The 25039-nt window shown below is 71.9% G+C and carries 23 protein-coding genes; 15 read left to right on the forward strand and 8 right to left on the reverse strand.

What is annotated here, in order from left to right:
* The 3 genes from resB to AC07FK_RS28680 are packed head-to-tail and all read left to right on the forward strand — an operon-like array spanning window position 1 to window position 3400.
* Window positions 1-1746 (forward strand): cytochrome c biogenesis protein ResB, encoded by a 1746-nt coding sequence (gene resB, locus AC07FK_RS28670; protein ID WP_479107860.1) that lies wholly within the window; start codon window positions 1-3, stop codon window positions 1744-1746.
* The gene (ccsB, locus tag AC07FK_RS28675) at window positions 1743-2822 is read left to right on the forward strand and encodes a c-type cytochrome biogenesis protein CcsB (protein ID WP_479107861.1); all 1080 of its coding nucleotides are present in this window, start codon (window positions 1743-1745) and stop codon (window positions 2820-2822) included. Before resB ends, ccsB begins: the two co-directional genes overlap by 4 nt.
* Before the next feature lie 50 nt (window positions 2823-2872).
* Window positions 2873-3400, forward strand: coding sequence for an SRPBCC domain-containing protein (locus AC07FK_RS28680; protein WP_479107862.1), 528 nt, complete (start codon window positions 2873-2875; stop codon window positions 3398-3400).
* Here the strand turns inward: AC07FK_RS28680 and AC07FK_RS28685 are convergent.
* From AC07FK_RS28685 to AC07FK_RS28695, 3 genes are all read right to left on the reverse strand, one after another.
* Complete coding sequence (locus tag AC07FK_RS28685; RefSeq protein ID WP_479107863.1) at window positions 3370-4902, reverse strand: ABC transporter substrate-binding protein; 1533 nt, start codon at window positions 4900-4902, stop codon at window positions 3370-3372. The two genes, AC07FK_RS28680 and AC07FK_RS28685, sit on opposite strands and share 31 nt — an antisense overlap.
* Window positions 4899-6908 (reverse strand): hypothetical protein, encoded by a 2010-nt coding sequence (locus AC07FK_RS28690; protein ID WP_479107864.1) that lies wholly within the window; start codon window positions 6906-6908, stop codon window positions 4899-4901. The genes AC07FK_RS28685 and AC07FK_RS28690 overlap by 4 nt, the downstream gene beginning before the upstream one ends.
* Window positions 6909-7067: 159 nt before the next feature.
* Window positions 7068-7493 carry a PLD nuclease N-terminal domain-containing protein gene (locus AC07FK_RS28695; protein WP_479107865.1) on the reverse strand — a complete coding sequence of 142 codons (426 nt, stop codon included), beginning with the start codon at window positions 7491-7493 and terminating at the stop codon, window positions 7068-7070.
* An 89-nt stretch (window positions 7494-7582) separates the two neighbouring features.
* Between AC07FK_RS28695 and AC07FK_RS28700 the strand changes: the two genes are divergently transcribed.
* Entirely contained in the window at window positions 7583-9040 is a 1458-nt protein-coding gene (locus tag AC07FK_RS28700) for a menaquinone biosynthesis decarboxylase (protein ID WP_479107866.1), read from the forward strand.
* Entirely contained in the window at window positions 9037-9939 is a 903-nt protein-coding gene (mqnP, locus tag AC07FK_RS28705) for a menaquinone biosynthesis prenyltransferase MqnP (RefSeq protein ID WP_479107867.1), read from the forward strand. Before AC07FK_RS28700 ends, mqnP begins: the two co-directional genes overlap by 4 nt.
* On the opposite strand, the gene AC07FK_RS28710 is transcribed toward mqnP, so the two are convergent.
* A complete protein-coding gene (locus AC07FK_RS28710) occupies window positions 9929-10519 on the reverse strand; it encodes a rhomboid family intramembrane serine protease (RefSeq protein WP_479107868.1) in 591 nt (196 codons plus the stop codon). The genes mqnP and AC07FK_RS28710 overlap by 11 nt on opposite strands.
* Before the next feature lie 101 nt (window positions 10520-10620).
* On the opposite strand from AC07FK_RS28710, the gene AC07FK_RS28715 reads away from it, so the two are divergent.
* The 8 genes from AC07FK_RS28715 (at window position 10621) to AC07FK_RS28750 (ending at window position 17340) form a co-directional block, all read left to right on the forward strand.
* Window positions 10621-11334: a UbiX family flavin prenyltransferase gene (locus tag AC07FK_RS28715; RefSeq protein ID WP_479107869.1), complete on the forward strand. Its 714-nt coding sequence runs from the start codon at window positions 10621-10623 to the stop codon at window positions 11332-11334.
* A gap of 95 nt (window positions 11335-11429) precedes the next feature.
* Entirely contained in the window at window positions 11430-11885 is a 456-nt protein-coding gene (locus AC07FK_RS28720) for an Lrp/AsnC family transcriptional regulator (protein ID WP_479107870.1), read from the forward strand.
* 52 nt (window positions 11886-11937) lie between these two features.
* Window positions 11938-13101 (forward strand): aminofutalosine synthase MqnE, encoded by a 1164-nt coding sequence (gene mqnE / locus AC07FK_RS28725; protein ID WP_214908279.1) that lies wholly within the window; start codon window positions 11938-11940, stop codon window positions 13099-13101.
* Window positions 13102-13175: 74 nt separating this feature from the next.
* Window positions 13176-13835: a UdgX family uracil-DNA binding protein gene (locus AC07FK_RS28730; RefSeq protein ID WP_479107871.1), complete on the forward strand. Its 660-nt coding sequence runs from the start codon at window positions 13176-13178 to the stop codon at window positions 13833-13835.
* Window positions 13836-13854: 19 nt separating this feature from the next.
* Complete coding sequence (locus AC07FK_RS28735) at window positions 13855-14379, forward strand: N-acetyltransferase family protein (RefSeq protein WP_479107872.1); 525 nt, start codon at window positions 13855-13857, stop codon at window positions 14377-14379.
* A 148-nt stretch (window positions 14380-14527) separates the two neighbouring features.
* Complete coding sequence (locus AC07FK_RS28740; RefSeq protein WP_479107956.1) at window positions 14528-14782, forward strand: DUF4229 domain-containing protein; 255 nt, start codon at window positions 14528-14530, stop codon at window positions 14780-14782.
* Between the two features lie 387 nt (window positions 14783-15169).
* Window positions 15170-16543, forward strand: a complete 1374-nt coding sequence (locus tag AC07FK_RS28745; protein WP_479107873.1) for a dicarboxylate/amino acid:cation symporter — start codon at window positions 15170-15172, stop codon at window positions 16541-16543.
* Between the two features lie 167 nt (window positions 16544-16710).
* Window positions 16711-17340, forward strand: coding sequence for a TetR/AcrR family transcriptional regulator (locus AC07FK_RS28750; RefSeq protein WP_479107957.1), 630 nt, complete (start codon window positions 16711-16713; stop codon window positions 17338-17340).
* Here the strand turns inward: AC07FK_RS28750 and AC07FK_RS28755 are convergent.
* Complete coding sequence (locus AC07FK_RS28755; RefSeq protein ID WP_479107874.1) at window positions 17326-18174, reverse strand: MaoC/PaaZ C-terminal domain-containing protein; 849 nt, start codon at window positions 18172-18174, stop codon at window positions 17326-17328. The genes AC07FK_RS28750 and AC07FK_RS28755 overlap by 15 nt on opposite strands.
* Window positions 18175-18245: 71 nt before the next feature.
* Between AC07FK_RS28755 and AC07FK_RS28760 the strand changes: the two genes are divergently transcribed.
* Entirely contained in the window at window positions 18246-20162 is a 1917-nt protein-coding gene (locus AC07FK_RS28760; protein WP_479107875.1) for an AMP-dependent synthetase/ligase, read from the forward strand.
* 59 nt (window positions 20163-20221) lie between these two features.
* On the opposite strand, the gene AC07FK_RS28765 is transcribed toward AC07FK_RS28760, so the two are convergent.
* A complete protein-coding gene (locus AC07FK_RS28765) occupies window positions 20222-21433 on the reverse strand; it encodes a lipase family protein (RefSeq protein ID WP_479107876.1) in 1212 nt (403 codons plus the stop codon).
* A gap of 212 nt (window positions 21434-21645) precedes the next feature.
* The gene (locus tag AC07FK_RS28770) at window positions 21646-22674 is read right to left on the reverse strand and encodes an AraC family transcriptional regulator (protein ID WP_479107877.1); all 1029 of its coding nucleotides are present in this window, start codon (window positions 22672-22674) and stop codon (window positions 21646-21648) included.
* Between the two features lie 95 nt (window positions 22675-22769).
* Here AC07FK_RS28770 and AC07FK_RS28775 point away from each other — a divergent pair, with 95 nt between their 5' ends.
* Window positions 22770-24524, forward strand: coding sequence for an AMP-dependent synthetase/ligase (locus AC07FK_RS28775; protein ID WP_479107878.1), 1755 nt, complete (start codon window positions 22770-22772; stop codon window positions 24522-24524).
* Between the two features lie 84 nt (window positions 24525-24608).
* Here the strand turns inward: AC07FK_RS28775 and AC07FK_RS28780 are convergent, their stop codons facing one another.
* Entirely contained in the window at window positions 24609-24812 is a 204-nt protein-coding gene (locus AC07FK_RS28780; RefSeq protein WP_003984261.1) for a cold-shock protein, read from the reverse strand.
* Window positions 24813-25039 lie beyond the last annotated feature (227 nt).

Here is a 25039-nt window from a genome sequence, read left to right on the forward strand (position 1 = left end):
ATGAGCAAGACCGAGACGACCGGCGACGCGGCCGCGACCGCCGCCGACGAGCGGGAACTCGGCGAAGCCGGCGCCCAGCTCTCCACCGCCCCCCAGGAACGGGCTGTCCCCGGCTCCTTCGGCGGCGTGATGGAGCCCGGCATCGCCGGCCGCGCCGCCTGGGCCTGGCGCGAGACGAGCGGATGGGCGCGCTGGTTCTGGCGGCAGCTGACGTCGATGCGGGTCGCGCTGATCCTCCTCTTCCTGCTCTCCCTGGGCGCGATCCCGGGGTCGCTCGTCCCGCAGACCTCCGTGGACGAGACGAAGGTGGAGGAGTTCAGGGCGGCGCACGAGACGCTCGCGCCGCTCTACGAGGATCTCGGGCTCTTCGACGTCTACAGCTCGGTGTGGTTCTCCGCGATCTACATCCTGCTGTTCGTCTCCCTCATCGGCTGCATCGTCCCCCGCACGTGGCAGTTCGTCGGCCAGCTCCGCAGCCGCCCGCCGGGCGCGCCGGGCCGCCTGACGCGGCTTCCGGCGTACACGACCTGGCGTACGGAGACCGAGCCCGAGCAGGTCCGCGAGGCCGCGCTGGCGATGCTGAAGCGGCGCCGCTTCCGCTCCCACGCCGCCGGCGACGCGGTCGCCGCCGAGAAGGGTTACCTGCGCGAGGCCGGGAACCTCGTCTTCCACCTGGCGCTCATCGTGATGCTGGTGTCCTTCGCCGCAGGGCAGCTCTTCAAGTCCGAGGGCGGCAAGCTGATCGTGCAGGGCGGCGGCTTCGCCAACACGCTCACGCAGTACGACGACTTCAAGTCGGGGTCGCTCTTCGACAAGGAGCACGACCTGGCGCCGTTCAGCTTCCGGCTGGACAAGTTCGTCGGGACGTACGAGCGCACCGGCCCTCAGCGCGGCACGCCCCGGACGTACGAGGCGCACGTGACGTACTCCGAGGGCGCGGACGGCGCCGAGAAGAAGACCGTGATCGAGGTCAACAAGCCGCTGGAGGTCGACGGCTCCAAGGTCCACCTCATCGGCCACGGGTACGCCCCCGTCGTCACCGTCCGCGACGGCCGGGGCAAGGAGGTCTTCAAGGGCGCGGTGCCGCTGCTGCCCATGGACTCCAACGTCACCTCGTCCGGTGCGATCAAGGTGATGGACGGCTACCGCGACAAGAACGGCAAGAAGGACCAGCTGGGCTTCCAGGCGTTCTTCGTGCCGACGTTCGCGGGCGCGGGCAAGGGCACGATGCTCTCGCAGTACCCCGGTCTCGACTTCCCCGTCCTCGCGCTCAACGCGTTCCACGGCAGCCTCGGCGTCGACGCGGGTCTGCCGCAGAACGTGTACCAGCTCGACAAGCGGAAGATGAAGGCGTTCAAGGACGAGCGGGGCGCCGACCTCAAGCAGCGGCTGCTGCCCGGCGAGACCATGAAGCTGCCGGACGGCGCGGGCTCCATCACGTTCGAGGAGGGCGTCCAGGAGTGGGCGACCTTCCAGATCTCGCAGCAGCCCGGCACCATGACGGCGCTCGTGGGCGCCGTCGCCGCGATCGCCGGGCTCGCCGGCTCGCTGTTCATCCAGCGCCGCCGGATCTGGGTCCGGGCCGTACGGGGGGAGGACGGCGTCACCGTCGTCGAGATGGCCGGACTCGGCCGAAGTGAGTCCTCGAAGCTTCCCGAGGAACTGGCCGACCTGGCCGCAACGCTCAATTCACAGGCGCCGACGGCACCTGATCCCGCTGAACCTGTCGAAGGAGTCCGCGCGTGAATCTCGCGGCCGAGACCAACGAGAACCTCGCCCACATCAGCAACGTGCTGATCTATTCGTCGATGGCCGTCTACACGCTGGCCTTCCTCGCGTTCATCGCCGAATGGGTCTTCGGCAGCCGCAGCAAGGTCGGCCGCACCGCCGCCGCGCTGACCGCGCGGGGCGCGAACGCGGCGGCCCCGGCGGTGACGGTGCGGGCCGGCGGTTCCACCACCGTCCTCGACAAGCCGAAGGTCGTCACCCGCTCCGCCGCCGGGACGCGTGACGTCCCCGACGGCCCCGGCGCCGCCGGCGGCACCGAGAAGGGCGACCTGTACGGACGGGTCGCCGTCTCGCTCACCACGCTCGCCTTCCTCGTCGAGGCGAGCGGCGTCGTCGCCCGCGCCCTGTCGGTGCAGCGCGCGCCGTGGGGCAACATGTACGAGTTCTCGATCACCTTCTCCACGGTGGTCGTCGGCGTGTTCCTCGCCCTCCTGGCCGCCGGGAAGAACGTCCGCTGGGCCGGCCTGCCGCTGGTCACCACGGTCCTGCTGGACCTCGGCATCGCCACGAAGTGGCTCTACACGGACAGCGACCAGCTCGTCCCGGCGCTCGACTCGTACTGGCTGTGGATCCACGTCTCCACGGCGATCTTCTGCGGCGCGGTGTTCTACCTCGGCGCGGTCGGCACGCTGCTCTACCTCTTCCGCGACGCGTACGAGGCGAAGCTCGCCGGCGGCGGCGAGCCGGGCTCCTTCGCGTCCTCGGTCCTGGAGCGCCTCCCGTCGGCCGCCACGCTGGACAAGTTCAGCTACCGCGTGAACGCCGCCGTCTTCCCGCTGTGGACGTTCACGATCATCGCGGGCGCGATCTGGGCGGGCGACGCGTGGGGCCGCTACTGGGGCTGGGACCCCAAGGAGGTCTGGTCCTTCATCACCTGGGTCGCGTACGCCTGCTACCTGCACGCTCGCGCGACGGCCGGCTGGAAGGGGCGCAAGGCCGCCTACCTGGCGCTCTTCGCGTTCGGCTGCTGGCTGTGGAACTACTACGGCGTCAACATCTTCCTCTCCGGCAAGCACTCGTACGCGGGCGTCTGACCCGGCCGCCAGCGGGTGCGCGGGGTACCGCGCGGAGGGACGCTGGAGGTATGACCGATGTGATCGGCCGCGGCGGCACCGAGCCCCACGACGGCACGGACGCGGTGCGGTTCACGCTGCGCCTCCCGCATCCCGCGCACGAGGTCTGGCCCGCCGTCGCGACCCCCGAGGGCCTGCGGAACTGGCTGGCGGCGGCGGACGCGCTGGAGCCCCGGCTGGGCGGGGCCGTCGTCCTGCGGTGGCCGCACCCCGGCCACGGGGACGCCGCGTCCGAGCGCGGCACGGTCACCGCCTGGGACGTCGAGCACGTCGCCGAGTACACCCTCGGCGGGCAGGGGCGCATCCGCTTTCACCTGGAGCCCACCCTGGGGCACGCGAGCACGGTGCTGCGGTTCACCCACGAGGCGCCCCCGTCCGCCGGCCGGGCCCCGGCGGACCGTCTCGCCCGGTGGCACCAGCACTTCGAGTACCTCGTCGAGGCGCTCGGCGGCCGGCCGCGGGACTGGTCACAGTGGATCCCGGACCGCCACCGCGAGCTGTACGCCGGTTACGAGGCCGCCGGGGGGACGCAGTCCTGAGCCGGGGGCTTGCCCTCGGGCCATGCGATCTCGACGAACCGGGGCGTGCCGTCGCGAGCCAGCTCCACGATGGGGACCGCCTTGTTGTACGGGTTGCCGTGGTTGTCCAGGCAGATCCAGCCGCTGGCGCCCTCCACCTTCAGCGACGCCTTCGTCTGCGGCCACTGCGTGACGACGTCACCGAGCCGCGGCAGCTTCGCGCCCGCCGGGGTCGCCTCCCGGATGCCCTGCACGGCGGTCGACATGGCGTCGTACGCGATGATCGCCTGCCCGTCGGTGAGCGAGGTGGGACCGATCGGCCCCATGTCCGGCTGCGCCGCCCGCGCGAGCAGGCCGGCGAAGGTCGCGTAGTCCGCCTTCGACCCGCCGGTCCGGGGCGCGCCGGGCTTCGTCCAGGCGTCCGGGTGCGCCAGCGCGGCGTACCGGACGCTGACCTTCCGCGCGAGGGCCCCCTTGTCGAGCTTGTCGTCCGCTCCCAGGTAGGACCCCTCGTCACCGGTGAGGACGGTGAACTTCCGGTCCTGGCAGCCGCGCTTGCCCAGCGCGTTGACGAACTGCCGCAGCTGGGTGTGGCGCCCGGCGAAGTACACCGTGTCCGCGCGGGTGTCGCACAGCAGCAGCGTGATCTGCCGGAACGTGTTCGGGGTGGAGCCCTCCTCGGTGGGGTCGGGCGGCGAGGTGAAGAGCTGGGGCTCGTACGGCGCGTCCGCGAGCAGGTCCGCGAACGCCTTCCGCAGCGTGGCCGTGTAGTGGTCGCCGGGGCGGGTGTCCTGGACCAGTACGGCCTTCTCGGCGTCGACCTTGCCGAACCGCGCGATGGCGCGTGCCTCGTCCCCGTTGGTGGGCGACACGCGGGCGAGCCCCGGATACGGGTCTCCGCCGGGCCCGTTGGCGATGTCGTCGGCGGTGATGGTGGTGCCGACCACCGGAATGCCCGCGCCGGTCAGCTCCTTCACGGCGGCCTTGGTCTCGGCGCTGCTGGTGGCGACCCCGGACACCGCGCGCAGGTGGTGCGGCGCGTCCACCATGCCCTTGAGCGCCTCGACCGTCGTGCGCCAGTGGCCGTTGCCCATGCCGGTGTTGGCCAGCACCAGCCGGATCTTCGGCAGTTCGTCGTTCGAGTCGTGATTGGCGGAGTGCTGCCGCAGGTACGCGCCCTGGACCTCCTGCACGATCTTGGTGCGCATGCCGCTGTCGGTGGACGTGAGCGGCAGCATGAGCGCCACCGTCGCGTAGTCGCCCTCCAGCCGGTCGTTCTCCCGCGCGATCGCGGCGGCGACCTGCTTCAGCGCGTCCACCTCGAACGCGTACCCGTCGCCCGACACCCCGACGCACTCTGCGCCCTCCTCGGGGCGGGCCACGCCCTCGGCGCAGGACAGGTCGGGGTTGAGGACGCGGTAACCGCCGTACACCGCGACGCCGGCCACCGCCAGCACCAGCAGTACCGTCAGTCCCTTGCGCAACGGTGTGAACCAGAAGACGCGACGCAGCCACTCCGTCATGCCGGACCTCCCGCGCCGCTCAGCGGCCGCCACTCGCGCACAGCCTGCGGCCATGAACGGGACGCCTGCCAGAGGATCTCGTTGCCGGAACTGTGCAGCTCCGAAAGGAGCCCCAGCTCGTACCCCATCTTCTCGGTCACCTCGTCGTCCGGAAGGGCCAGCGGATCGGTCAGCTGCCACACCGCGAACAGCAGGCGGCGGATCCGCGGATGGAGCGTGGCGTCCACGCCGGGCGGCGCGCCGCCGCCGGATCGGCCGAGCGCCACGGAACGCCGTTCGTCCGGCTCGTCGAAGTACGGCGCGGACGCGATGAAGCGCAGCTCGTCCAGCCAGACGCGGGCGTCGGAGTGCGCGAAGGTCTCCCGCAGATACGTCACCGCCCCCTCCGTCGTCCCCAGCGCCAGTTCGTGGTGGTGCCGCCGGGGGCCGTCGCCGTAGTGGGTGCGCAGCGTCTCGTGGACCGCCCGCCAGCGGGCGAAGTCCCGGTCGCCGTGCCGCAGGCGGTGCAGGAGCAGCGTCCGCAGGAACGCGTCGCCCACGAAGTGGTCCGGGCTCTGCGTCCAGTGCTCGTCGAGGAGCAGCGTCCGCACGTCCCGTACGGCGGCCAGTCCCGTACGCCCCTCCTCGCCCGGCAGCCGGGAGGCGGCCAGCGCCTCGGCCGAGGGGACGTCGTGCGCGGGGGCGAGCACGGTGAGCCAGTCCAGCCGCGACGCCGGCACCAGCCGGGCCAGCAGCTCGGCGGCGACGGCCCGCCCCTCGCTGTCCTCGCGCAGGGTGACGGGCGCGGCGAGCAGGGAGGCGGGCGTGAACCGCTCCGGGTGTGCGTCCTGGCCGGCGGCGCGCGCCAGCAGATCGACGCCCAGCGGCCGCCCGCCGGTGAGCCGGTGCACGGCCCGCGCGAGTTTCGGATGGGCCATCTGACGTACGTCCGTCAGGTCGAGGAACTGCCGTACGTGCTCCGGTTCGAGCGGGGTCAGCTCGACGGCCACCGCTCCCGACGCGATCTCCTGACCGCGCTGCCACCGCAGCTCGTGCCGGACTTCCGGCAGGGTGCGGCGTACGGCATGACGCAGCGCCGGGTGATCGTGTCCGCGCAGGGCCGCGAAGAGCACCACCGGGTCGCGCCTGCCCTCGGCGCGGTCGCGCAGCACCGGCTCGACGAGCCGGCGGCCCAGCGGCGCCTGCGCGTTGTCGATCAGCACCACCGGCCGGCCGACCCGGCGCAGCCGTCCCAGCCCGTGGTACGCCGCCTCCAGATCGGCCCGCAGCGCGCCCACCAGGTGCCGCTCGGCCCGTACGCGGTGCTCGTCGCCGCGCCGGAAGTGCAGCGCCAGCAGGGTCAGCCCGCGCTTGGCCTTGCCGCCCGCGCCCGGGTAGTCGCCGTACCACTCGGCGGAGGCGCGCTGGCCCCGGTTGAACAGGTCGTCCAGCAGCGACTCGACGGTGGCCTCCACCATCACGTCGAGGCCGGGACCGACTCCGGAGGCCATGGCGGCGAACTTCGCCACGACCTTGGTGAGCCAGGTGCGGGTCTGGTTGCGCCAGCGCGAACCCGGCTCGACGAGCAGGCCGAGTCTCAGCCCCTCGGCCAGGATGTTCTCGTCGTCGTGCGGCCGCCAGCCGAGACTCGCCACGGCCAGCAGCCCGGCCGCGAGCCTCGGGAACTCGACGGCGCCGGCGCCGTGCACGGCCGGCGCGAGCTGCTCGCCGAGCTCGGCGAGCGCCTCGGTGACAGGTGACCAGGACGACGAGAGCGCCGCGGGCCGGTCCGCGAACTGCGGTCGCTCGCAGTCGATCAGGGCCACCGGGGTGCGCTGCTTGTAGCCGCTGTGCAGCCGCTTCAGCACGGCGGTCTTGCCCATGCCGCGACCGCCGGTCAGCACGACGGCGGGGACGTCGTCGCGGTGCTCGAACGGCACCTTCTGGAACCCGCGGGGAGGCAGCCCTACGAGCCGTGGCGCGAGGCCGTCGAGGACTGCCTCACGACCGAACAGCTCTCTGTCCACAGTGCCCCCCCGCACCAGCAACAGGTGTCGCTACGTTAACTCCAGCTTACTGAAAGTGAGCTGACGGGGCACAGGTTTTCGACTTGTGCGCCGGCTCGTTCCGCCGGCCGCCGGGTGAGGGCTTCGGGGGCGCCGCGTCAGGGACTTCCGGCCGCCGGGTCAGGACTTCGGGGGCGTCGGGTCCTCGGGGCCGCCGTCCTCGCGGCGCTTGAGGTCCTCCTCGCGGCGGCGCAGGTCCGCATCCCAGTCCTTCATCCTCGACTCGTCCTCGCCACTCGTCCCGGACGACGCGGCCTCGTCCTTGAGGGACTTGAGGAAGTCGGGGTTGTCGTCCGGGGCGACCCACTGCTGCCGGTTTCCGCGGCGCCACTCGGAGGGCGTGCTCCCGCCCCGCGGGCCCTTGCGGACCTTGCCCACCGCCAGCCAGGCGACCGGGCCGATCAGGACCTCGCCGAAGAGCAGCACGATGATCACCCAGACCACCTTGGGCAGGTGGCGGACTTCGTCCTCGGGGGTGTTCAGGCAGTCGATGAAGGCGTAGATCCACAGCGCCAGGACCAGAAGGAACGGCAGATACCTGAGCATGAGTGCAAGCTCCCAGAGCGCAGACCGCGGGGCGCGGTGCTCGGCCCCGGTGACGGGCCAAGCGTAGTGCGTACCGGATACTGGACCACATGGCTTACGACGATCTTCGCTCGCTGCTCCGGGCGCTGGAGCGCGAGGGCGACCTCAAGCGCATCAAGGCCGAAGTCGATCCCTACCTCGAGGTCGGGGAGATCGTCGACCGCGTGAACAAGGCGGGCGGCCCGGCGCTTCTCTTCGAGAACGTCAAGGGCTCCGCGATGCCCCTGGCGATGAACGTCTTCGGCACGGACCGCCGGCTGCTCAAGGCGCTCGGACTGAAGTCGTACGACGACATCCGGGACAAGATCGGCGGGCTGCTGAAGCCGGAGCTGCCGCACGGTTTCGTCGGCGTGCGGGAGGCGTTCGGCAAGCTCGGGTCGATGGCCCACGTGCCGCCGAAGAAGGTCAAGTCGGACGCGGCCCCGGTGCACGAGGTCGTCCTGACGGGCGACGACGTGGACCTGGACAGGCTGCCCGCGCTGTTCACCTGGCCCGAGGACGGCGGGTCCTTCTTCAACCTGGGGCTCACGCACACGAAGGACCCGGAGACGGGCATCCGGAACCTGGGGCTGTACCGGCTCCAGCGCCACGACAAGCGCACCATCGGCATGCACTGGCAGATCCACAAGGACAGCCGGAACCACTACCAGGTGGCGGCCCGGCGCGGTGAACGGCTGCCGGTCGCGATCGCCTTCGGCGCGCCGCCCGCCGTGACGTACGCCTCCACGGCGCCGCTGCCGGGGGACATCGACGAGTACCTCTTCGCCGGATTCCTGTCGGGCCGGCGGATCGAGATGGTCGACTGCAAGACGGTTCCGCTCCAGGTCCCGGCGCAGGCCGAGGTCGTGCTGGAGGGGTGGCTGGAGCCGGGGAAGATGCTGCCGGAAGGGCCCTTCGGCGACCACACCGGGTTCTACACGCCGCAGGAGGACTTCCCCGCGCTGACGATCGACACGATCACGATGCGGCGGCGTCCGCTGCTCCAGTCGATCGTGGTCGGCAGGCCGCCCACGGAGGACGGGCCGCTGGGGCGGGCGACGGAGAGCTTCTTCCTGCCGCTGCTCAAGATCATCGTGCCGGACATCGTGGACTACCACCTGCCGGAGGCGGGCGGCTTCCACAACTGCGTCATCGTGGCGATCGACAAGAAGTACCCGAAGCACGCGCAGAAGGTCATGCACGCCATCTGGGGCGCGCACATGCTCTCGCTGGAGAAGCTGATCATCGTGGTCGACAAGGACTGCGACGTGCACAACTACCACGAGGTGGCCTGGCGGGCCCTGGGGAACGTGGACTACTCGCGCGACCTCACGGTGGTCGAGGGCCCGGTGGACCATCTCGACCACGCCTCGTACCAGCAGTTCTGGGGCGGCAAGGCGGGCATCGACGCCACGAAGAAGCTGCCCGAGGAGGGCTACACCCGGGACGGCGGCTGGCCGAACATGGTCGAGTCGGACCCGGAGACGGCGTCGAAGGTCGACCGCCGGTGGAAGGAGTACGGGCTGTGAGCAGCGCCGCCGCGGCTGTCCCGCAGGGCGGCAGGACCAAGGCATTCCTGCGGCTCGTGATGATCGAGCACTCGGTCTTCGCGCTGCCCTTCGCGTACATCGCCGCCCTCACCGCGATGTTCCAGCTGGACCGGAACATCCACTGGGGCAAGCTGCTGCTCGTCACCGTCGCGATGGTGGGGCTGCGCACGTTCGCGATGGCGTGCAACCGGATCATCGACCGCGAGCTGGACGCCCGTAACCCGCGCACCGCCAACCGCGAGCTCGTCACCGGCGCGGTCTCGGTGCGGTCGGCGTGGACCGGCGCGCTGATCGCCGTCGTCGTCTTCCTCGGCGCGGCGGCCGCGCTGAACCCGCTGTGCCTGGCGCTGGCGCCGATCGCCGTCGTGCCGATGGTGGTCTATCCGTACGGGAAGCGCTTCACGAACTTCCCGCACGCGATCCTCGGCCTCGCCCAGGCGATGGGCCCGATCGGAGCCTGGCTGGCGATCACGGGGACATGGTCCTGGGACGCGGTGATCCTGGGCCTCGCGGTCGGCATCTGGATCGGCGGCTTCGACCTGATCTTCGGCAGCCAGGACGTCGACGCGGACCGCGCCCACGGCGTGAAGTCCGTGCCGGCGCGCTTCGGCGTCCCCGCCGCGCTGTACGGCGCGCGGGCCTGCCACGCCGTGACGACGGCCCTGCTGGTCTGGTACGCGCTGGCCACCGGTGCCGGGGTGTTCTTCTGGGCCGGCCTGGTGATCGTGACCGTGGCCTTCCTCTACGAGCACACGATCGTGAAGCCGCACGACCTGTCCCGCCTCGACCGGGCGTTCTTCTCGACCAACGGCTTCATCGGCATCGCGCTGTTCGTGTGCGCGCTGCTGGACCTGCTGGTGCGCGGCCTCACGGTGTGACGACGGGCCCCCGCCGCCGGAACACGAAGGCGGCGAGCACACCGCCGATCAGCCCGAAGAGGTGGCCCTGCCAGCTGACGGCCGTGTCCGTCGGGAGCACACCCCACAGCAGCGAGCCGTAGAACGCCCCGACCAGCAGGCCGATCACGATGTCGCGCGCGCTGCCGTCGACGAAGCCGCGCACCAGCAGGTAGCCCAGGAGGCCGAACACGACCACCGACGCGCCCGCCGTGTTGGAGTACGACGGGGCGGTGAGCCACACCCCGAGCCCGCCGACGAGCATGATCGTGAGGACCACGCCGACGAAGCGGCCTGTGCCGCTCAGGGCGGCCAGGAAGCCGAGGATCAGCAGCGGCACCGTGTTCGACGCGACGTGGTCGAAGCCGTGGTGCAGGAACGACATCGGCAGTACGTCGCGCAGCTCGCCGGCGTCTCGGGGGCTCAGCCCGTACGTGTTGAGCGCGCCGGTCGCGGCGTCCAGCGCCTCCAGGACCCACAGCAGCGCGACCCAGCCGAGCATGAGCAGGGCGGCGGTCCGCACCGGACGGCTCCGGCTCCGGTCGGTGGCGGTCGGTGACATGGCATCCCCCTGCGGTGCGAGCGGCCCGTGCGGCCTGCCAGGAGAACGTCCCGGGCACCTGACTCGGTTCCGCGCACGGCGGCTTGGATAAGGTCGGGCACGTGGAGTCAGGACGAGCACGCAGTCAGCAGCCGGGGCGGCCGCCGCGCCGCCCCTGGGTCGTCGGCGTCTCCGGCGCGTCCGGCACGCCGTACGCCGCCGCCGTGCTGCGCGGGCTGCTGGACGCGGGCGAGAGCGTGGACCTGGTGGTCAGCCGGGCCTCGCGGCTGACGCTGCTGGACGAGACCGGGATCGCGTTCCGCGACGCCCACTGGCAGGAGGACCTGCGCACCTGGCTGGCGCGCGGCGCGGACGGCAAGCCCGGCACGTTCACGGCCGATGTCGGCGACGTGCGCCACTGGGCCGCCGGCGATCTCGCCGCCGGGCCCTCGTCGGGCTCGTACCCGGCCAAGGGGATGCTGATCGTCCCCGCGTCGACCGCCAGCGTGGCCGGCGTGGCGCTGGGGCTCTCCAAGGACCTGCTGCAACGGGCGGCGAGCGTGACGCTCAAGGAGCGGCGCCCGCTCGTGGTCGCGGTGCGCGAGACGCCGCTGAGCGGCCAGACCCTGAAGCACATGGTGGCGCTGGACGAGGCGGGGGCCGTGGTGCTGCCGGCGTCCCCCGCCTTTTACGCGGGGGCGACGCACATCCAGGACCTGGTGGACTTCGTCGCGGGGCGGGTGCTGGACGCGGTGGGCGTGCCGCACGGCCTGTACCGCCGCTGGGAGGGCGAGCTGGGGGGCTCCCGGCCGGACCGGCCGGACCCGCGCCCTTGATCGTCTGAGAGACTTCGCCGGGCGTTGGCCCCTGCGCGCCTTAGATGGCAAACGTAAACTCGCGGTATTGCTGAACAATGGAAGGCTTCAGGCATATGGACGCCGTGGACAGGCAGCTCATCCAGGCCCTCAGGGAGAACGGCAGGGCCTCGTACGCCGAGCTCGGCCGGCTCGTCGGCCTCTCGGGCCCCAGCGTCACCGACCGCATCAACCGTCTCGAGGCGGCGGGTGTCATCACCGGCTACCGCGCCACGGTCGACGCCAAGTCGCTCGGCCTCGGCGTCACCGCGCTGATCGGCATCTCGCTGTCCGACGCCGCCGACCACGAGGACGTGGCACGCAGGCTGCGCGATCTCGCGGAGATCGAGGACTGCTGGTTCATCGCGGGCGACGACTCGTACATGCTCAAGATCCGGGCGGGCGACGTCGACGGCCTGGAGAAGACGATCCGCCGGCTCTCCGGCACGCGGGGCGTCTCCCGTACGCGCACCACCATCGTGCTCTCCACCAAGTGGGAGAACCGGGTCGGGGAACTGCCCGAGGAAAGCTAGGCGTACCGTGGGTGGAGCCTGTTTTACGTAGACATATGGGAGGCGGCCGTACATGGACGCGGGGCTGAAGCGCGAGCTGGAGCAGAAGGTCCGGGCCGGGGAGCGGCTGACCCGCGAGGACGGCATCGCCCTCTACGAGTCCGACGACCTGGCCTGGCTGGGCGGCCTCGCCCATGAGGTGCGTACGCGCAAGAACGGCGACGTCGTCCACTTCAACGTCAACCGCCACCTCAACATGACGAACGTGTGCACCGCGTCGTGCGCGTACTGCTCGTTCCAGCGCAAGCCGGGCGAGAAGGACGCGTACACGATGCGCATCGAGGAAGCCGTCAAGCTCGCCAAGGCGATGGAGAACGAGAACCTCACCGAGCTGCACATCGTCAACGGCCTGCACCCCAGCCTCCCCTGGCGCTACTACCCGCGGTCGCTGAGCGAGCTGAAGAAGGCGCTGCCGAACGTCTCGCTGAAGGCGTTCACGGCCACCGAGATCCACCACTTCGAGACCGTCTCCGGCATGTCGGCGTCCGAGATCCTCGACGAGCTCATCGAGGCCGGTCTCGAATCGCTGACCGGCGGCGGCGCGGAGATCTTCGACTGGGAGGTCCGCCAGCACATCGTGGACCACCGCACCCACTGGGAGGACTGGTCGCGGATCCACCGCCTCGCGCACGAGAAGGGCCTCAAGACCCCCTCGACCATGCTGTACGGGCACATCGAGGAGCCGCGCCACCGCGTGGACCACGTACTGCGGCTGCGCGAGCTCCAGGACGAGACCGGCGGTTTCCAGGTCTTCATCCCGCTGCGCTACCAGCACGACTTCGAGGACATGAAGGACGGCAAGATCCGCAACCGCCTTCAGGCCCGTACGACGATGGCGAGCGGCGTCGACGTGCTGAAGACGTTCGCGGTCTCGCGGCTGCTCTTCGACAACGTGCCGCACGTCAAGGTCTTCTGGGTCATGCACGGCGTGCAGACCTCGCAGCTCGCGCTGCAGCACGGCGCGGACGACATGGACGGCTCGGTCGTCGAGTACAAGATCACGCACGACGCGGACAACTACGGCACGCCGAACAAGCTGGGCCGCGAGGACCTGCTGGAGCTGATCCGGGACGCCGGTTTCCGCCCGGTGGAGCGCAACACCCGGTACGAGATCATCCGCGAGTACCCGGGCCCGGAGGCCGACCGCCGCGAGTCGCCGCAGGCCATGCGCGTCTGACCCGTACGAGTGGTTCGGCGACGGTAAGGGCCGGTTTGTGGTGTCGCCGGGCGGCCCGGGGGTACCCGGGCCGCATGGCGAGCCACACCGGGCCTCCCGCCCCCGAGGACGCGTACGACGCCGAGCCCTTCCTCCCCGGCCCCCGCGCCGGGCTCCCCGGCCTGCGCGAGGCGGCGGCCGGCTGCCGCGGCTGTCCGCTGCACCGGGACGCCACCCGGACCGTCTTCGGCGCCGGCAGCCCGGACGCCCGCGTCCTGCTGCTCGGTGAGCAGCCCGGCGACCAGGAGGACCGGCAGGGCCGCCCGTTCGTCGGGCCCGCGGGCAAGGTCCTGACCCGGGCCCTGGACGAGGCCGGGATCGACCCGGACGACACGTACGTCACCAACGCCGTCAAGCACTTCAAGTTCGAGATCGCCCCGGAGCGCGGCAAGCGCCGCATCCACAAGGCGCCGAACCTGCGCGAGATGACCGCCTGCAAGCCGTGGCTCGACGCCGAACTGCGCGTGGTCGGCCCCGAGATCATCGTCGTGCTGGGCGCCACCGCGGGGAAGGCGCTGCTCGGCTCCTCGTTCCGGGTGACGAAGCAGCGCGGGATGCTGCTGCCGCTCGAAGGGCGCGGCGAGAGCGTCGTCGCCACCATCCACCCCTCGGCGGTCCTGCGCGCGGACGACCGCGAGGCGGCGTACGGCGGCCTGGTGTCCGACCTGCGGATAGCGGCGCAGGCGCTCGGCTGATCCGTTTATCGTCGAACGCATGGCGCTGACCTTCGAACTCGATCCCCGGATCGGCCCCGGCCTGCGCGACGGCGTCCTCGGCCTGTGGGCGGACGTCTCCAACGCGGGCGGGGCCGTCGGCTTCGTGCCTCCCGTCACCCACGACGACATCCGGCCCGAGTGGCTCAGGCACCTCGCCGCGATCAGTGACGGCCGTACCCGGCTGCTCGTCGGGTACGACGAGGAGGGCGCGGTCGGCGCGACCGCCTTCATCACGCACAACACGCACCGGCTGATGCGGCACTGGGTGTGGCTCTACACGGTGATGGTCCACACCTCCCACCAGGGAAAGGGGTACGGACGCGACCTGATGGCCGCCGCCGAGTCGGCGGTCCGCGGCTTCGAGGGCATCGACGCGATACGGCTGACCTGCCGCGGTGGCACCGGGGTCGACCGCTTCTACGCCTCCTGCGGCTACAAGGAGGTCGGGCGGGTGCCCGGCGCGATCCGCGTCGCGCCGGGGGACGACCGCGACGACATCGTCATGCTGCTGGAACTGCACTGACCGGCGCCTTCACCGCTGCGGCCGCGCGAGGGCCGGGGTCCCGGACGGCTCGCCGGGCGGTTGTGCTTGACTGGTGGGGACCCTTTAGGTGCCGTTGAGAAGAAGGTCCCCCGTGAGCACCAAGCACGCAACGATCCGCTACACCGCCATGCGCCTGGGCGTCTTCGTCGGCTGCTTCTTCGTCATCTGGGGCCTGGTCCACTTCGGCGTGCTGCCGGCCGGTCTCGGCAACTCCAACCTGCTGTGGGTCCTGATGCTCGCCATCGTGGTCTCCGCGCCGCTCAGCTTCGTGCTGCTGCGCAAGCAGCGGGACGCGATGTCCGAGCGGATCGTCGAGCGCGTGGACAGCGCGAAGGCCAGGCTGGAGTCCAACCGCAGGCAGGAAGACGGTCTGGCCCAGTAGCCGCCCGCGTAAGGCACGTCACACTCAACAGCCCGACCGGCGCCCCGGTCCCGGACACCCGTCCGGGGCCGGGGTGTTGGCGTTGCGGCGGGACCGCTTACCCAAAGAACAGCTTTGATGTTCTCAAAGTACAAGTGTTAACGTTCTCGGCATGACGACAGCAGCCGCGCACCTCCCCGACACGAGCGTCCCGCTCGTGCTGGTGGCGCGCCTGCACGTCGATCTCTGCCGCTGCATGTCCGCGGCCTGTCGCCGCCACATCTGACATCAGAAGCGACATCACGCAGCGGCGACCGCTCCAGGCTCCAGCACGTCCCGTGCCCGTGCAGCTCACGGCCGCCGCACCCCCGTCCCCGTATCGCCGTACGTCATCAACGGAGTGTGTCCGTGTCCGCGAACTCCGCGACCGCGCCCGACAGCGCGCCCGAGAAGCAGAAGACCCGCTTCCGGATATCCGACAAGTTCCCCTTCTGGGCCCAGATCATCGTCGGTCTGGTCCTCGGCGTCCTCCTTGGCTGGCTCGCCCGCAGCCAGGACGTCAGCTGGCTGAAGACCACGCTCGAGCAGGTCGGCGGCATCTTCGTCCAGCTGCTGAAGCTGGCCGTCGCGCCGCTCGTCTTCTTCGCGATCCTGGTGTCGATCACCAACCTGCGGAAGGTCAACAACGCCGCCCGGCTGGCCTCCCGCACGCTCCTCTGGTTCATGATCACGTCGCTGATCGCGGTCGCCATCGGCATCACGATCGGCCTGGTCACCAACCCGGGCGCCGGTACGGGCCTGACGCCGAAGGACGGCCGGAAGCCTGAGGGCTCCGGTTCCTGGATCGACTTCCTCACCGGCATCGTGCCGACCGACGTCATCACGCCGTTCACCGAACTGAACGTGCTGCAGATCGTCTTCATGGCCGCCGTCGCCGGTATCGCCGCCCTGCAGCTCGGTGACAAGGCCGAGCCGATCCTCAAGCTCAGCAACGCGGTCCTGGAGCTGCTCCAGAAGGCCCTGTGGTGGGTCATCCGCCTCGCGCCCGTCGGCACCGTCGGCCTCATCGGCTTCGCCATCGCCGACTACGGCTGGGAGCTGATCAGCAAGTACGCGACGTTCACCGCCGACGTCTACATCGGCTGCGCCATCGTGCTGTTCGGCGTCTACCCGCTGCTGCTCGCGACGGTCGCCAAGGTCAACCCGCTCCAGTTCTTCAAGGGCGCCTGGCCGGCCATCCAGCTGGCCTTCGTCTCCCGCTCCTCCGTCGGCACCATGCCGGTCACCCAGCGCGTCACCGAGCGCCTGGGCGTTCCGAAGGAGTACGCGTCCTTCGCCGTGCCGTTCGGCGCGACGACCAAGATGGACGGCTGCGCCGCGATCTACCCGGCGCTCGCCGCGATCTTCATCGCGCAGATCTTCGACGTGCAGCTCGGCGTCCAGGACTACCTGCTGATCGCCTTCGTCTCGGTCATCGGCTCGGCGGCCACCGCCGGTCTGACGGGCGCGACGGTGATGCTGACGCTGACCCTCTCGACGCTGGGCCTGCCGCTGGAGGGCGTGGGCCTGCTGATGGCGATCGACCCGATCCTGGACATGATGCGGACCGCCACGAACGTCGCGGGCCAGGCGCTCGTGCCGGTCGTCGTCGCGGCACGCGAGAAGATCCTCGACCACGACGCGTACAACTCGGCCTCGTCGTCGCCGGTCGACGACCGTGAGGACGTGCGCGCCGAGGTGCGCGACGCCGACGAGAAGGTCGCGGTGCCCGTCACCGCGTGAGCGTGTGCCACACCGGCGAAGTGCCCCTGGACGCCCGGCGTTCAGGGGCACTTCGGGTTCCGGCCGGGGCAGCGCCGTACGCTTACCGGGAGGGGGCCGCGCTGTGCGGTGCGGCGGGCTGCCGGGTGGAGGATGCGGACGTGGGTGGGGCTGTGAAGGGCAAGCGGATGCCGCGTGCCGTGCGGGAGCGGCAGATGATGGACGCCGCCGTGCAGACCTTCGGGCAGCGGGGCTACCGGGCCGCGTCGATGGACGAGATCGCCGAGCTGGCCGGGGTGTCGAAGCCGCTCGTCTACCTGTATCTGAACTCCAAGGAAGAGCTGTTCACAGCCTGCATCCGGCGCGAGGCGGGCGCGCTGCTCGCGGCGGTACGGGCCGGGGTCGAGCCCGGGGCGCCGGCCGACCGTCAGTTGTGGGACGGGCTGCGGGCGTTCTTCACCCACGCCGCCGAGAACCCGGACGGCTGGGCGGTCCTGCACCACCAGGCCCGTACGCACGGGGAGCCGTTCGCCGCCGAGGTCTCGGCCATGCGCGCGGAGATCCTCACCTTCGTGACCTACCTGATAGGGGCCGCGGCCCGCGAGGCGGACTGCGACCCGGAGCTGGCCGAGCGGGAAGTGGCCGGTCTCGCCCACGCGCTGGTGGGGGCCGCCGAGTCGCTCGCCGGATGGGGGAACGAGACGCCCGGCGTCTCCGCGAAGGAGACCGCCGCGACGCTGATGAACTTCGCCTGGGCGGGCCTGGGGAACCTCATGAACGGGCGGCGCTGGGCGCCTTCGCCCTCAGCGCGCCCGTGAGTCCGGCCGGGCGGCCGACCACGTCCCCGTGAGGTGGACGCGGCCGTCCTGCCCGCGTACCTCGAAGGCGTCGCCCGCCGCCCCGCAGGTGACGGTCGCCGGGAGCAGGACCGGTGCCCTGAAGTCGGCCCGTACATGGGCCCGGTCGGCGGGATCGAGCCGCGCAACGCACCGGGCCAACGTCCACATGCCGTGGGCGACGGCGCGCGGGAAGCCGAACAGCCGCGCCGTCGCCGGATGCAGGTGGATGGGGTTGAGGTCGCCGGACGCGACGCCGTAGCGCCGGCCCAGGTTCGCCGGCAGGTCCCAGGTGGCGACGGCCGGGAGCCCGGCGGGCGAGGGGGCCGGGCGGAGCGGCGTGCCGGCGCTCGCGGTCGTGCGGTGGCGGGCCAGGTACGTGCTGCGGGACTCCCAGGCCAGGGCGCCGTCCAGGCGCACCTCCGTGACCATGGCGACCTCCGTGCCGCGCCGGTGGGGGCGCAACCCGGCGGCGTACACCGTCAGTTCGAGGCGGTCGTCCGGGCGCAGCGCCCGGTGGCGGGTGAGCGTGACGCCGGTGTGGACCAGCCCGGCCGGCGGCAGCGGGAAGGCGCGCCGGGTCATCACGCGCAGGGCGAGGGGGAAGCCGAGGACGTGCGGATAGGTGAGCGGCAGCGGGTCGGTGCAGGGAAAGCCGCAGATGCGGGCGTACGCGGCCAACTGGCCGTGGTCCAGCGGCACAAGGGTGGCCGCGTGGGTGAGGCGGGCGGTGGGGAGGGCGGTCGTGGGGGAGACCGGGCGCTTGAAGGGCGAGGTGAGCGCCCCGAGGGCGAGGAGCGGTACGAGCGAGGTCATTGTCCGGACTCCCTGCTCGGTCGTAGATTTACTCCGGAGTAAGGTTACTCAAGGGTCAGGAGTAGGTCGAGATGATGCACCCCGCGCCCGTACCACCGCTGACGGAGCCGAGGCTCCGGCCGCGCCCTCCCGAGAAGACCCGAGTGGACGGTGTGGTGCGGGAGGTGTCCGTGCCGGCGCTCGTGCCGCCCGTGCGGCGCGGCTCGCTCGCCGACATCCCGTTCGACAACGCCCGCGAGGCCCCGGCCGATCCCGTGCTCGGACGGCGCCGACCGGACGGTTCCTGGCGCGACATGACGGCGGCCGAGTTCGCCGCCGACGTGCTCGCGGTGGCCAAGGGCCTGATCGCGGAAGGGCTGCGGCCCGGCGACCGGATCGCGATCATGTCCCGTACGACGTACGAATGGACGCTCCTCGACTTCGCCGCCTGGGCGGCGGGCCTGGTCACCGTTCCCATCTACCCCACCTCCTCCGCTTTCCAGGCCCGTTGGATCCTCCAGGACTCCGGCGCCGTCGCCTGCGCCATCGAGAGCGCCGAGCAGGCCAGGGTCATCAGTCCGGAGCGCCAGCACCTCCACGACCTCGCGCACCTGTGGGAGTTCGACACCGGCGCGGTCGACCGGCTGCGGACGGCCGGCCGGGACGTACCCGACGCCGTCGTCACCGCGCGCCGCGCCGGCCTCGCGCCGGAGGCGGTCGCCACCCTCATCTACACCTCGGGGACGACGGGCCGCCCCAAGGGCTGCGTCCTCACCCACGCCAACTTCTTCGCCGAGGTCGACAACGCGATCGAGCTGCTGCACCCGGTCTTCACGTCGGTCAGCCGGGAGCCCGCGTCCACCCTGCTGTTCCTGCCGCTGTCGCACGTCTTCGGCCGGATGGTCGCGGTCGCCTGCCTGCGGGCCCGGGTACGGCTCGGCCACGCGCCGAGCATCGCGACCGACGACCTGCTGGCCGCGCTCGGCGGCTTCCGCCCGACGTTCCTGCTCGCCATTCCGTACGTACTGGAGAAGGTCTACAACACCGGGCGCGCGACCGCCGAGAAGATGGGCCGCGCCGCCTCGTTCGACCGCGCCTCCCGGATCGCGCAGCGGTACGGGCAGGCACTGGAGGCGCGGGAGCACGGGACGGGGGAGGGCCCCGGCCTGGGGCTGCGCGCCGCCCGCGCGCTCTACGATCCGCTGGTCTACCGGCGGATCAGGGCGGCGCTGGGCGGCAGGGTCACGTACGCGATCTGCGGCGGCTCACCGCTCGGGCGGCGTCTGGCGTCGTTCTACGCGGGCGCCGGGATCGAGATATTCGAGGGGTACGGGCTGACCGAGACGACGGCGGCCGCGACGGTGACCCCGCCGCTCAGGCCCCGCCTGGGTACGGTCGGCTGGCCGCTGCCCGGCACGGGGGTGCGCATCGCCGACGACGGGGAGGTGCTGCTGCGCGGCGGTCAGGTCTTCGGCGGCTACTGGGACCGGGAGCGGCAGGCGCCCGTGGACGTGACCGGTGAGGGGGGCTGGTTCGCCACCGGCGACCTGGGGGCGCTCGACGACGACGGCTACCTGACCATCACCGGCCGCAAGAAGGACGTCATCATCACCTCGGGGGGCAAGAACGTCGCCCCGGCGCCCCTGGAGGACTGGCTGCGGGCCCATCCGCTGGTGGGCCAGTGCGTGGTGCTGGGGGACGACCGGCCGTACATCACCGCCCTCTTGACGCTGGAGCCGGACGGTCTGGGGCACTGGCGCCGGATGACGAACAAGCAGGACGTCCCGCTGCGCGAGCTGGTCGACGACGAGGACCTGCGGGCCGCGCTGCAACGGGCCGTCGACGAGGCCAACCGGCTGGTGTCGCGGGCGGAGTCGATCCGCCGGTTCACGGTCCTGCCGGTCGAGTTCACGGAGGAGAACGGCTGTCTGACGCCGTCGCTCAAGCTCCGGCGGGCGGCGATCGTACGGCAGTTCGGGGAGGAGATCGCGGCGCTGTACCGGCGGTGAGGGGGGGGCCGGGGGAGGAGGGGCGCCCGGGTGGGACGGGGACGCCCCTCCGCCCGCCGCTAGGGGCAATTGCTCCTGGCCGGCTCGCCCGCGAAGCGCTGGCCCAGCCAGTCCATCGCCGGGACGGCGCCCGCGGTCACCGCGCCGATGTGCCCGAGGAGGGGGTGGGAGCGCCACTGGACGTTCGCGCCCCTGCGGCACCAGTCGGCGCGCAGCTGCTTGCCCACGGAGTACGGGATCAGCTCGTCGAGCCCGCCGTGGTAGAGGTACACGGGGTGACCGGGGGCGCGGGTGCCGACGTTCGACTCGTTGAGCCGCTGCTGCCAGTCGGGCTGTTCGAGCGGGTTGGTGACGGTGACATCGGAGATGCGCTGGAAGAGGCCCGCGACCGTGTCGACGGCGACGCAGTTCTTCTTCATGAAGTCGACGTAGACGCGGCCCTTGGCGTTGAGGTACTTGTCGAGGTCCAGCTCGGGGAACGCCGCCTGCTGGCCGGTGGCGGCCATCAGGATCAGGCCCGCGCCGATGTTGCCGTCGTTGAACTCGGCCACGTCGAGCAGGTCGGCCGGAACACCGCCGGTCGCCGTCCCCCTGACGTTGAGTTCGGGGGCGTACGAGTCGTGCAGTTCGGCGGCCCAGCTCGACGCCTGGCCGCCCTGGGAGTAGCCCATGATGCCGATGGGCGAGTCGTCGCCCAGACCGCTGCGGCCGGCTTCCGGGTGGCGCAGGGCGGCGCGGGCGGCGTCGAGGACGGCGTGACCCTCCGCGCGGCCGACGGTGTACGTGTGGTCGCCCGGGGTGCCGAGCCCTTCGTAGTCGGTGACGGCGACGGCCCAGCCGCGCTGGACGGCCTGGTTGATGAGGGTCGCCTCGACGGTGGTGCCCTCGGGGAACCCGGCGCTCGGCGCGCACTGGTCGGCGAGCCCGACGGTCCCGACGGCGTACGTGACGAGCGGGCGCGGGCCGGTGCGCCCGTCCTTGGGCACGATCACGGTGCCGGACACCACGTTGGGCGCGCCCTTGGCGGTGGTGGAGCGGTAGGTGATGTGCCAGGCGTCGGTGCGGGTGGGCTGGTTGGGCAGGGGGTGGAACGACGTGGGGGCGGAGCTCAGGAGGTCGCCGGGCGCGCCGGGCGACTGCGCCGCCGCCGCGGCGGAGCCGCCGGCGGGGACGGCGGTGAGGGTGATCGCGGCCAGGGCGGTGAGGGTGGTGACCACTCTGGCGCGGACGGGGACGCGGGTGCGGGTGCGGGTGCGGCTCGGGTGACTCATACGGCTCTCCCAACGTTCCTACGGGGGGCTGGGGTCGTTGCCGAGACGGTAGTGACTGACCGGTAGGTACGGAGCTGACCGGGAAGCTCAGCTTTGCTGACCCCGCATGTCAACGACGCGGACGGTCGCCAGGGACGCGCCCCGGGCGGAAAGCCACCCGGCCGGTGATCTTCCGCGCCGGCCACCGCCTTCGCGGGGCCCGCCCCGGCCCGTCACCCCGGCCCCGTGCCGCCGCCCACCCGGTACGCCCCCGGCGTCGTCCCCGTCCAGCGGCGGAACGCGCGGTGGAAGGACGTGTCCTCGGAGAAGCCGAGCCGCGCCGCCAGTTCCGCGATCGGTTCGCTCCCCTCCGTCAGACCGGCGATGGCCGCGTCACGGCGTACCGCGTCCTTGAGCTGCTGGAAGGAGGTCGACTCCCGCTGGAGGCGGCGGCGCAGCGTCGCGGGGCTCACCGCCAGCCGGGCCGCCGTCTCGCCGAGGGGGGGAAGCCGGGGCGACGCGCGCAGGGACTGCGCGAGGGCGTGGCGGACCTGTTCGGCCACGGTCGTGCCGTACTCGCGACGGCGCAGGAGCTCGAACGGGGCCCGGCTGAGCATCGTGTGCAGCTCCGCCTCGTCCCGTACGAGCGGTGCGCCGAGCCAGTGCGCGTCGAAGCCGGCGCCCGTGCGTGCGGCGCCGAAGCGGACGGGGCAGCCGAAGAGCGGGTCGTACTCGTCCTCGTGGGGCGGCGGCGGGTAGTCGAACGCGGCCCACCGCAGCGGGATGCGCCGCCCGATCAGCCAGCTGCACAGCCGGTGCCAGATGATCAGCAGGCACTCCCTGAGGAACCGGTCCTCGTCGCGGTCCGGCGCGCTGCGGACCGTGAACGCCGCTTCACCGCCGCCGCGTTCGAGTACGAGGTCCGGGCCGCCGGGGAACAGGCCGTAGAAGGCCGTCCCCCGCTCGACCGCCGCCCCCAGGTCCCGGCAGCCCAGCGTGGCGTGGCACATCATCGCGAAGGTGCCCGGCCTGCTCGGCACGGACGCCAGCCCCAGGAACTCGTCCCGCGTCGCCCGGTACAGCGCCCGGAAGAGGCCCGCGAACTGCGCGGCCGTGACGCGCGCCCGGTCGTCGCCGAGCAGGAGCGGCGGGATGCCGCCCGCCTGGAGCAGCGGCACGGTGTCGATGCCGCGCCGCTCGGCGCCGCGCAGCACGGCCCGTACGTGGTGCACGGTGATCGTCCTCTTGGCCGTGGTCGCCATGGTCCACGACGGTAGCGGGGATGAGCGGCGCGGTCAGTGGTGGTGACGTTTTCCGTCATCCCCGGCGGCCTCCCGGCGTACCTACCGTCGGACGCATGAGTCGAACAGGTGGCACGAGCAGTCGGCCCGGCACCCTCGCGCTGTTCACCGAGTGGGCGGCAGAGCGGTACGGGGACCACCCGGCGCTGCGGGCCAGGGGGATGCCGCCCGTCTCGTACACCGCGCTGCGCGACACCGTGCGCACGATCACGGCCGGGCTGACCGGACCGGGCACCGGCGTCCGGGCGGGGGACCGCGTGGCGATCCTCTCCGAGACCCGCGTCGAGTGGACCTACGCGCACCTCGCCGTGCTCGCGGCGGGCGCGGTCGTCGTCCCCGTCTATCCGACGGCGGGCGACGAGGAGTTGGCCTGGGTGCTCGGTGACTCCGGCGCCACGGTCGTGATCTGCGAGAACGCCGAGCGGACGGCGCGCGTGGAGGGGGTGCGGGCCAAGGTCCCCGGGGTGCGGCACGTGCTGTCCGCGGAAGGGCTGCGCGCGCTGCCCGGTCCGCCCGCGACGTCCGCGGAGCGGGCCGCGCGGGCCGCCGCCGTCGTGGACGACGACCTGGCGGCGATCGTCTACACGTCGGGCACCACCGGGCTGCCCAAGGGCTGCCGCCTCACCCACGGCAACCTCGGGGCCGTGCTCGAAGCGAACCTCGCCCTGATCGGCGGCGGGCCGGGCGACCGCACGTACCTCTACCTCCCGCTCGCCCACCTCCTCGCGCAGCTCATCGAGTTCACGACCCTCCTGCGCGGCGGCGAGCTGTGCTTCTTCGGCGGCCGCGTCGAGGACGTGCTGAACGAGCTGGCCGAGGTGCGGCCCACGCATCTGCCGTCCGTGCCCCGGCTCTTCGAGAAGGTGCACGCGGTGGTCCAGTCGCTCGCCGCGTCGCAGGAGGGCGGCCGCGAACGGTTCGAGGAGGCGGTACGGATCGGCCTGCTGGCGGCGGAGGGACGGCTTCCGCAGGAGTTGGCGGCGGCGTACGAAGAGGCCGACCAGCGGCTCTACGGCCCGGTCAGGGCCGCGTTCGGCGGGAGCCTGCGCTGGGCGCTGACCGGCGCCGCCCCGATCGCCCCGCGGACCATGGACTTCCTGCGCGCCTGCGGCATCCAGGTCTTCGAGGGGTACGGGATGACCGAGTCGGGCGGCGTCATCTCGCTCAACCACCCGGGCGCGGTCCGGTACGGGACGGTGGGCCGCCCGGTCGCGGGCTGCGAGGTGCGGATCGCGGACGACGGCGAGGTGTTGGCGCGCGGCCCGATGGTCTTCCCCGGCTACCACGCGAACGAGGCGGCGACGCGCGAGACGGTCGACGCGGACGGCTGGCTGCACACCGGGGACCTCGGCGCGCTCGACGGCGACGGCTACCTCACGATCACCGGCCGCAAGAAGGACCTGATCATCACGTCCGCGGGCAAGAACCTCACTCCGTCGCTGGTCGAACAGGCCGTCCGGCAGCAGTCGCCGCTCGTGTCGCACGTGGTGATGGTGGGCGACCGCCGGCCGTACCCCGTCGCGCTCGTCACCCTCGACGCGCAGGAGGTCGCGGCCTGGGCGGCGCGGGAGGGCCGCGACCCGGCCGACCGCGAGGCGCTGCGCGCCGTGGTGCGGGAAGCGGTCGACGCGGCGAACGCCCGGCTCTCGCGGCCCGCGCGGATCCGCGCCTTCGCTGTGCTCGACGAGGACTTCACGGTGGACGCCGGTGTGCTGACGCCGACGCTCAAGGTCCGCCGGCGGGCGGTCGTCGAGCGGTACGCCGCCGAGATCGCGGCCCTGTACGAGGAGGCCGGACCCGGCGCGGGGTGAGCACAAGGCAGGAGCCCCGTTCCTCGCGGAACGGGGCTCCTTGGGTACTGCGTGTTCCGACCGCGATCAGGTCGGCCCGGGCAACTAGACCGGGGTGACGTTCTCCGCCTGCGGGCCCTTGGGGCCCTGCGTGACGTCGAAGTTCACCTGCTGGTTCTCCTCCAGGGAGCGGAAACCAGACGCGTTGATCGCGGAGTAGTGGACGAAGACATCCGGGCCGCCGCCGTCCTGGGCGATGAAGCCGAAGCCCTTTTCAGCGTTGAACCACTTGACGGTTCCGGTAGCCATAAGCCCTCCTATGGGCCAAAGGGTTGCCCTGCTCCAGAACCTGCAAAGAAGTCTGAAAACTACAAAAGCCTGCGGGTCACATGCTCCGCAGGCTCTGTACTGCAAGGGAAACCAAACTGCAACTTGCGGCGAGCGTAGCACGCACTTCCGGGAGAGTGGAAGAGGGAAAGATCACGTCACCCAGAAGTTTGACGGCGTCCACCAGAACGCCTTCCAGCAGGTCTTTC

It is taken from the genome of Streptomyces sp. NPDC046122 (assembly GCF_056429965.1).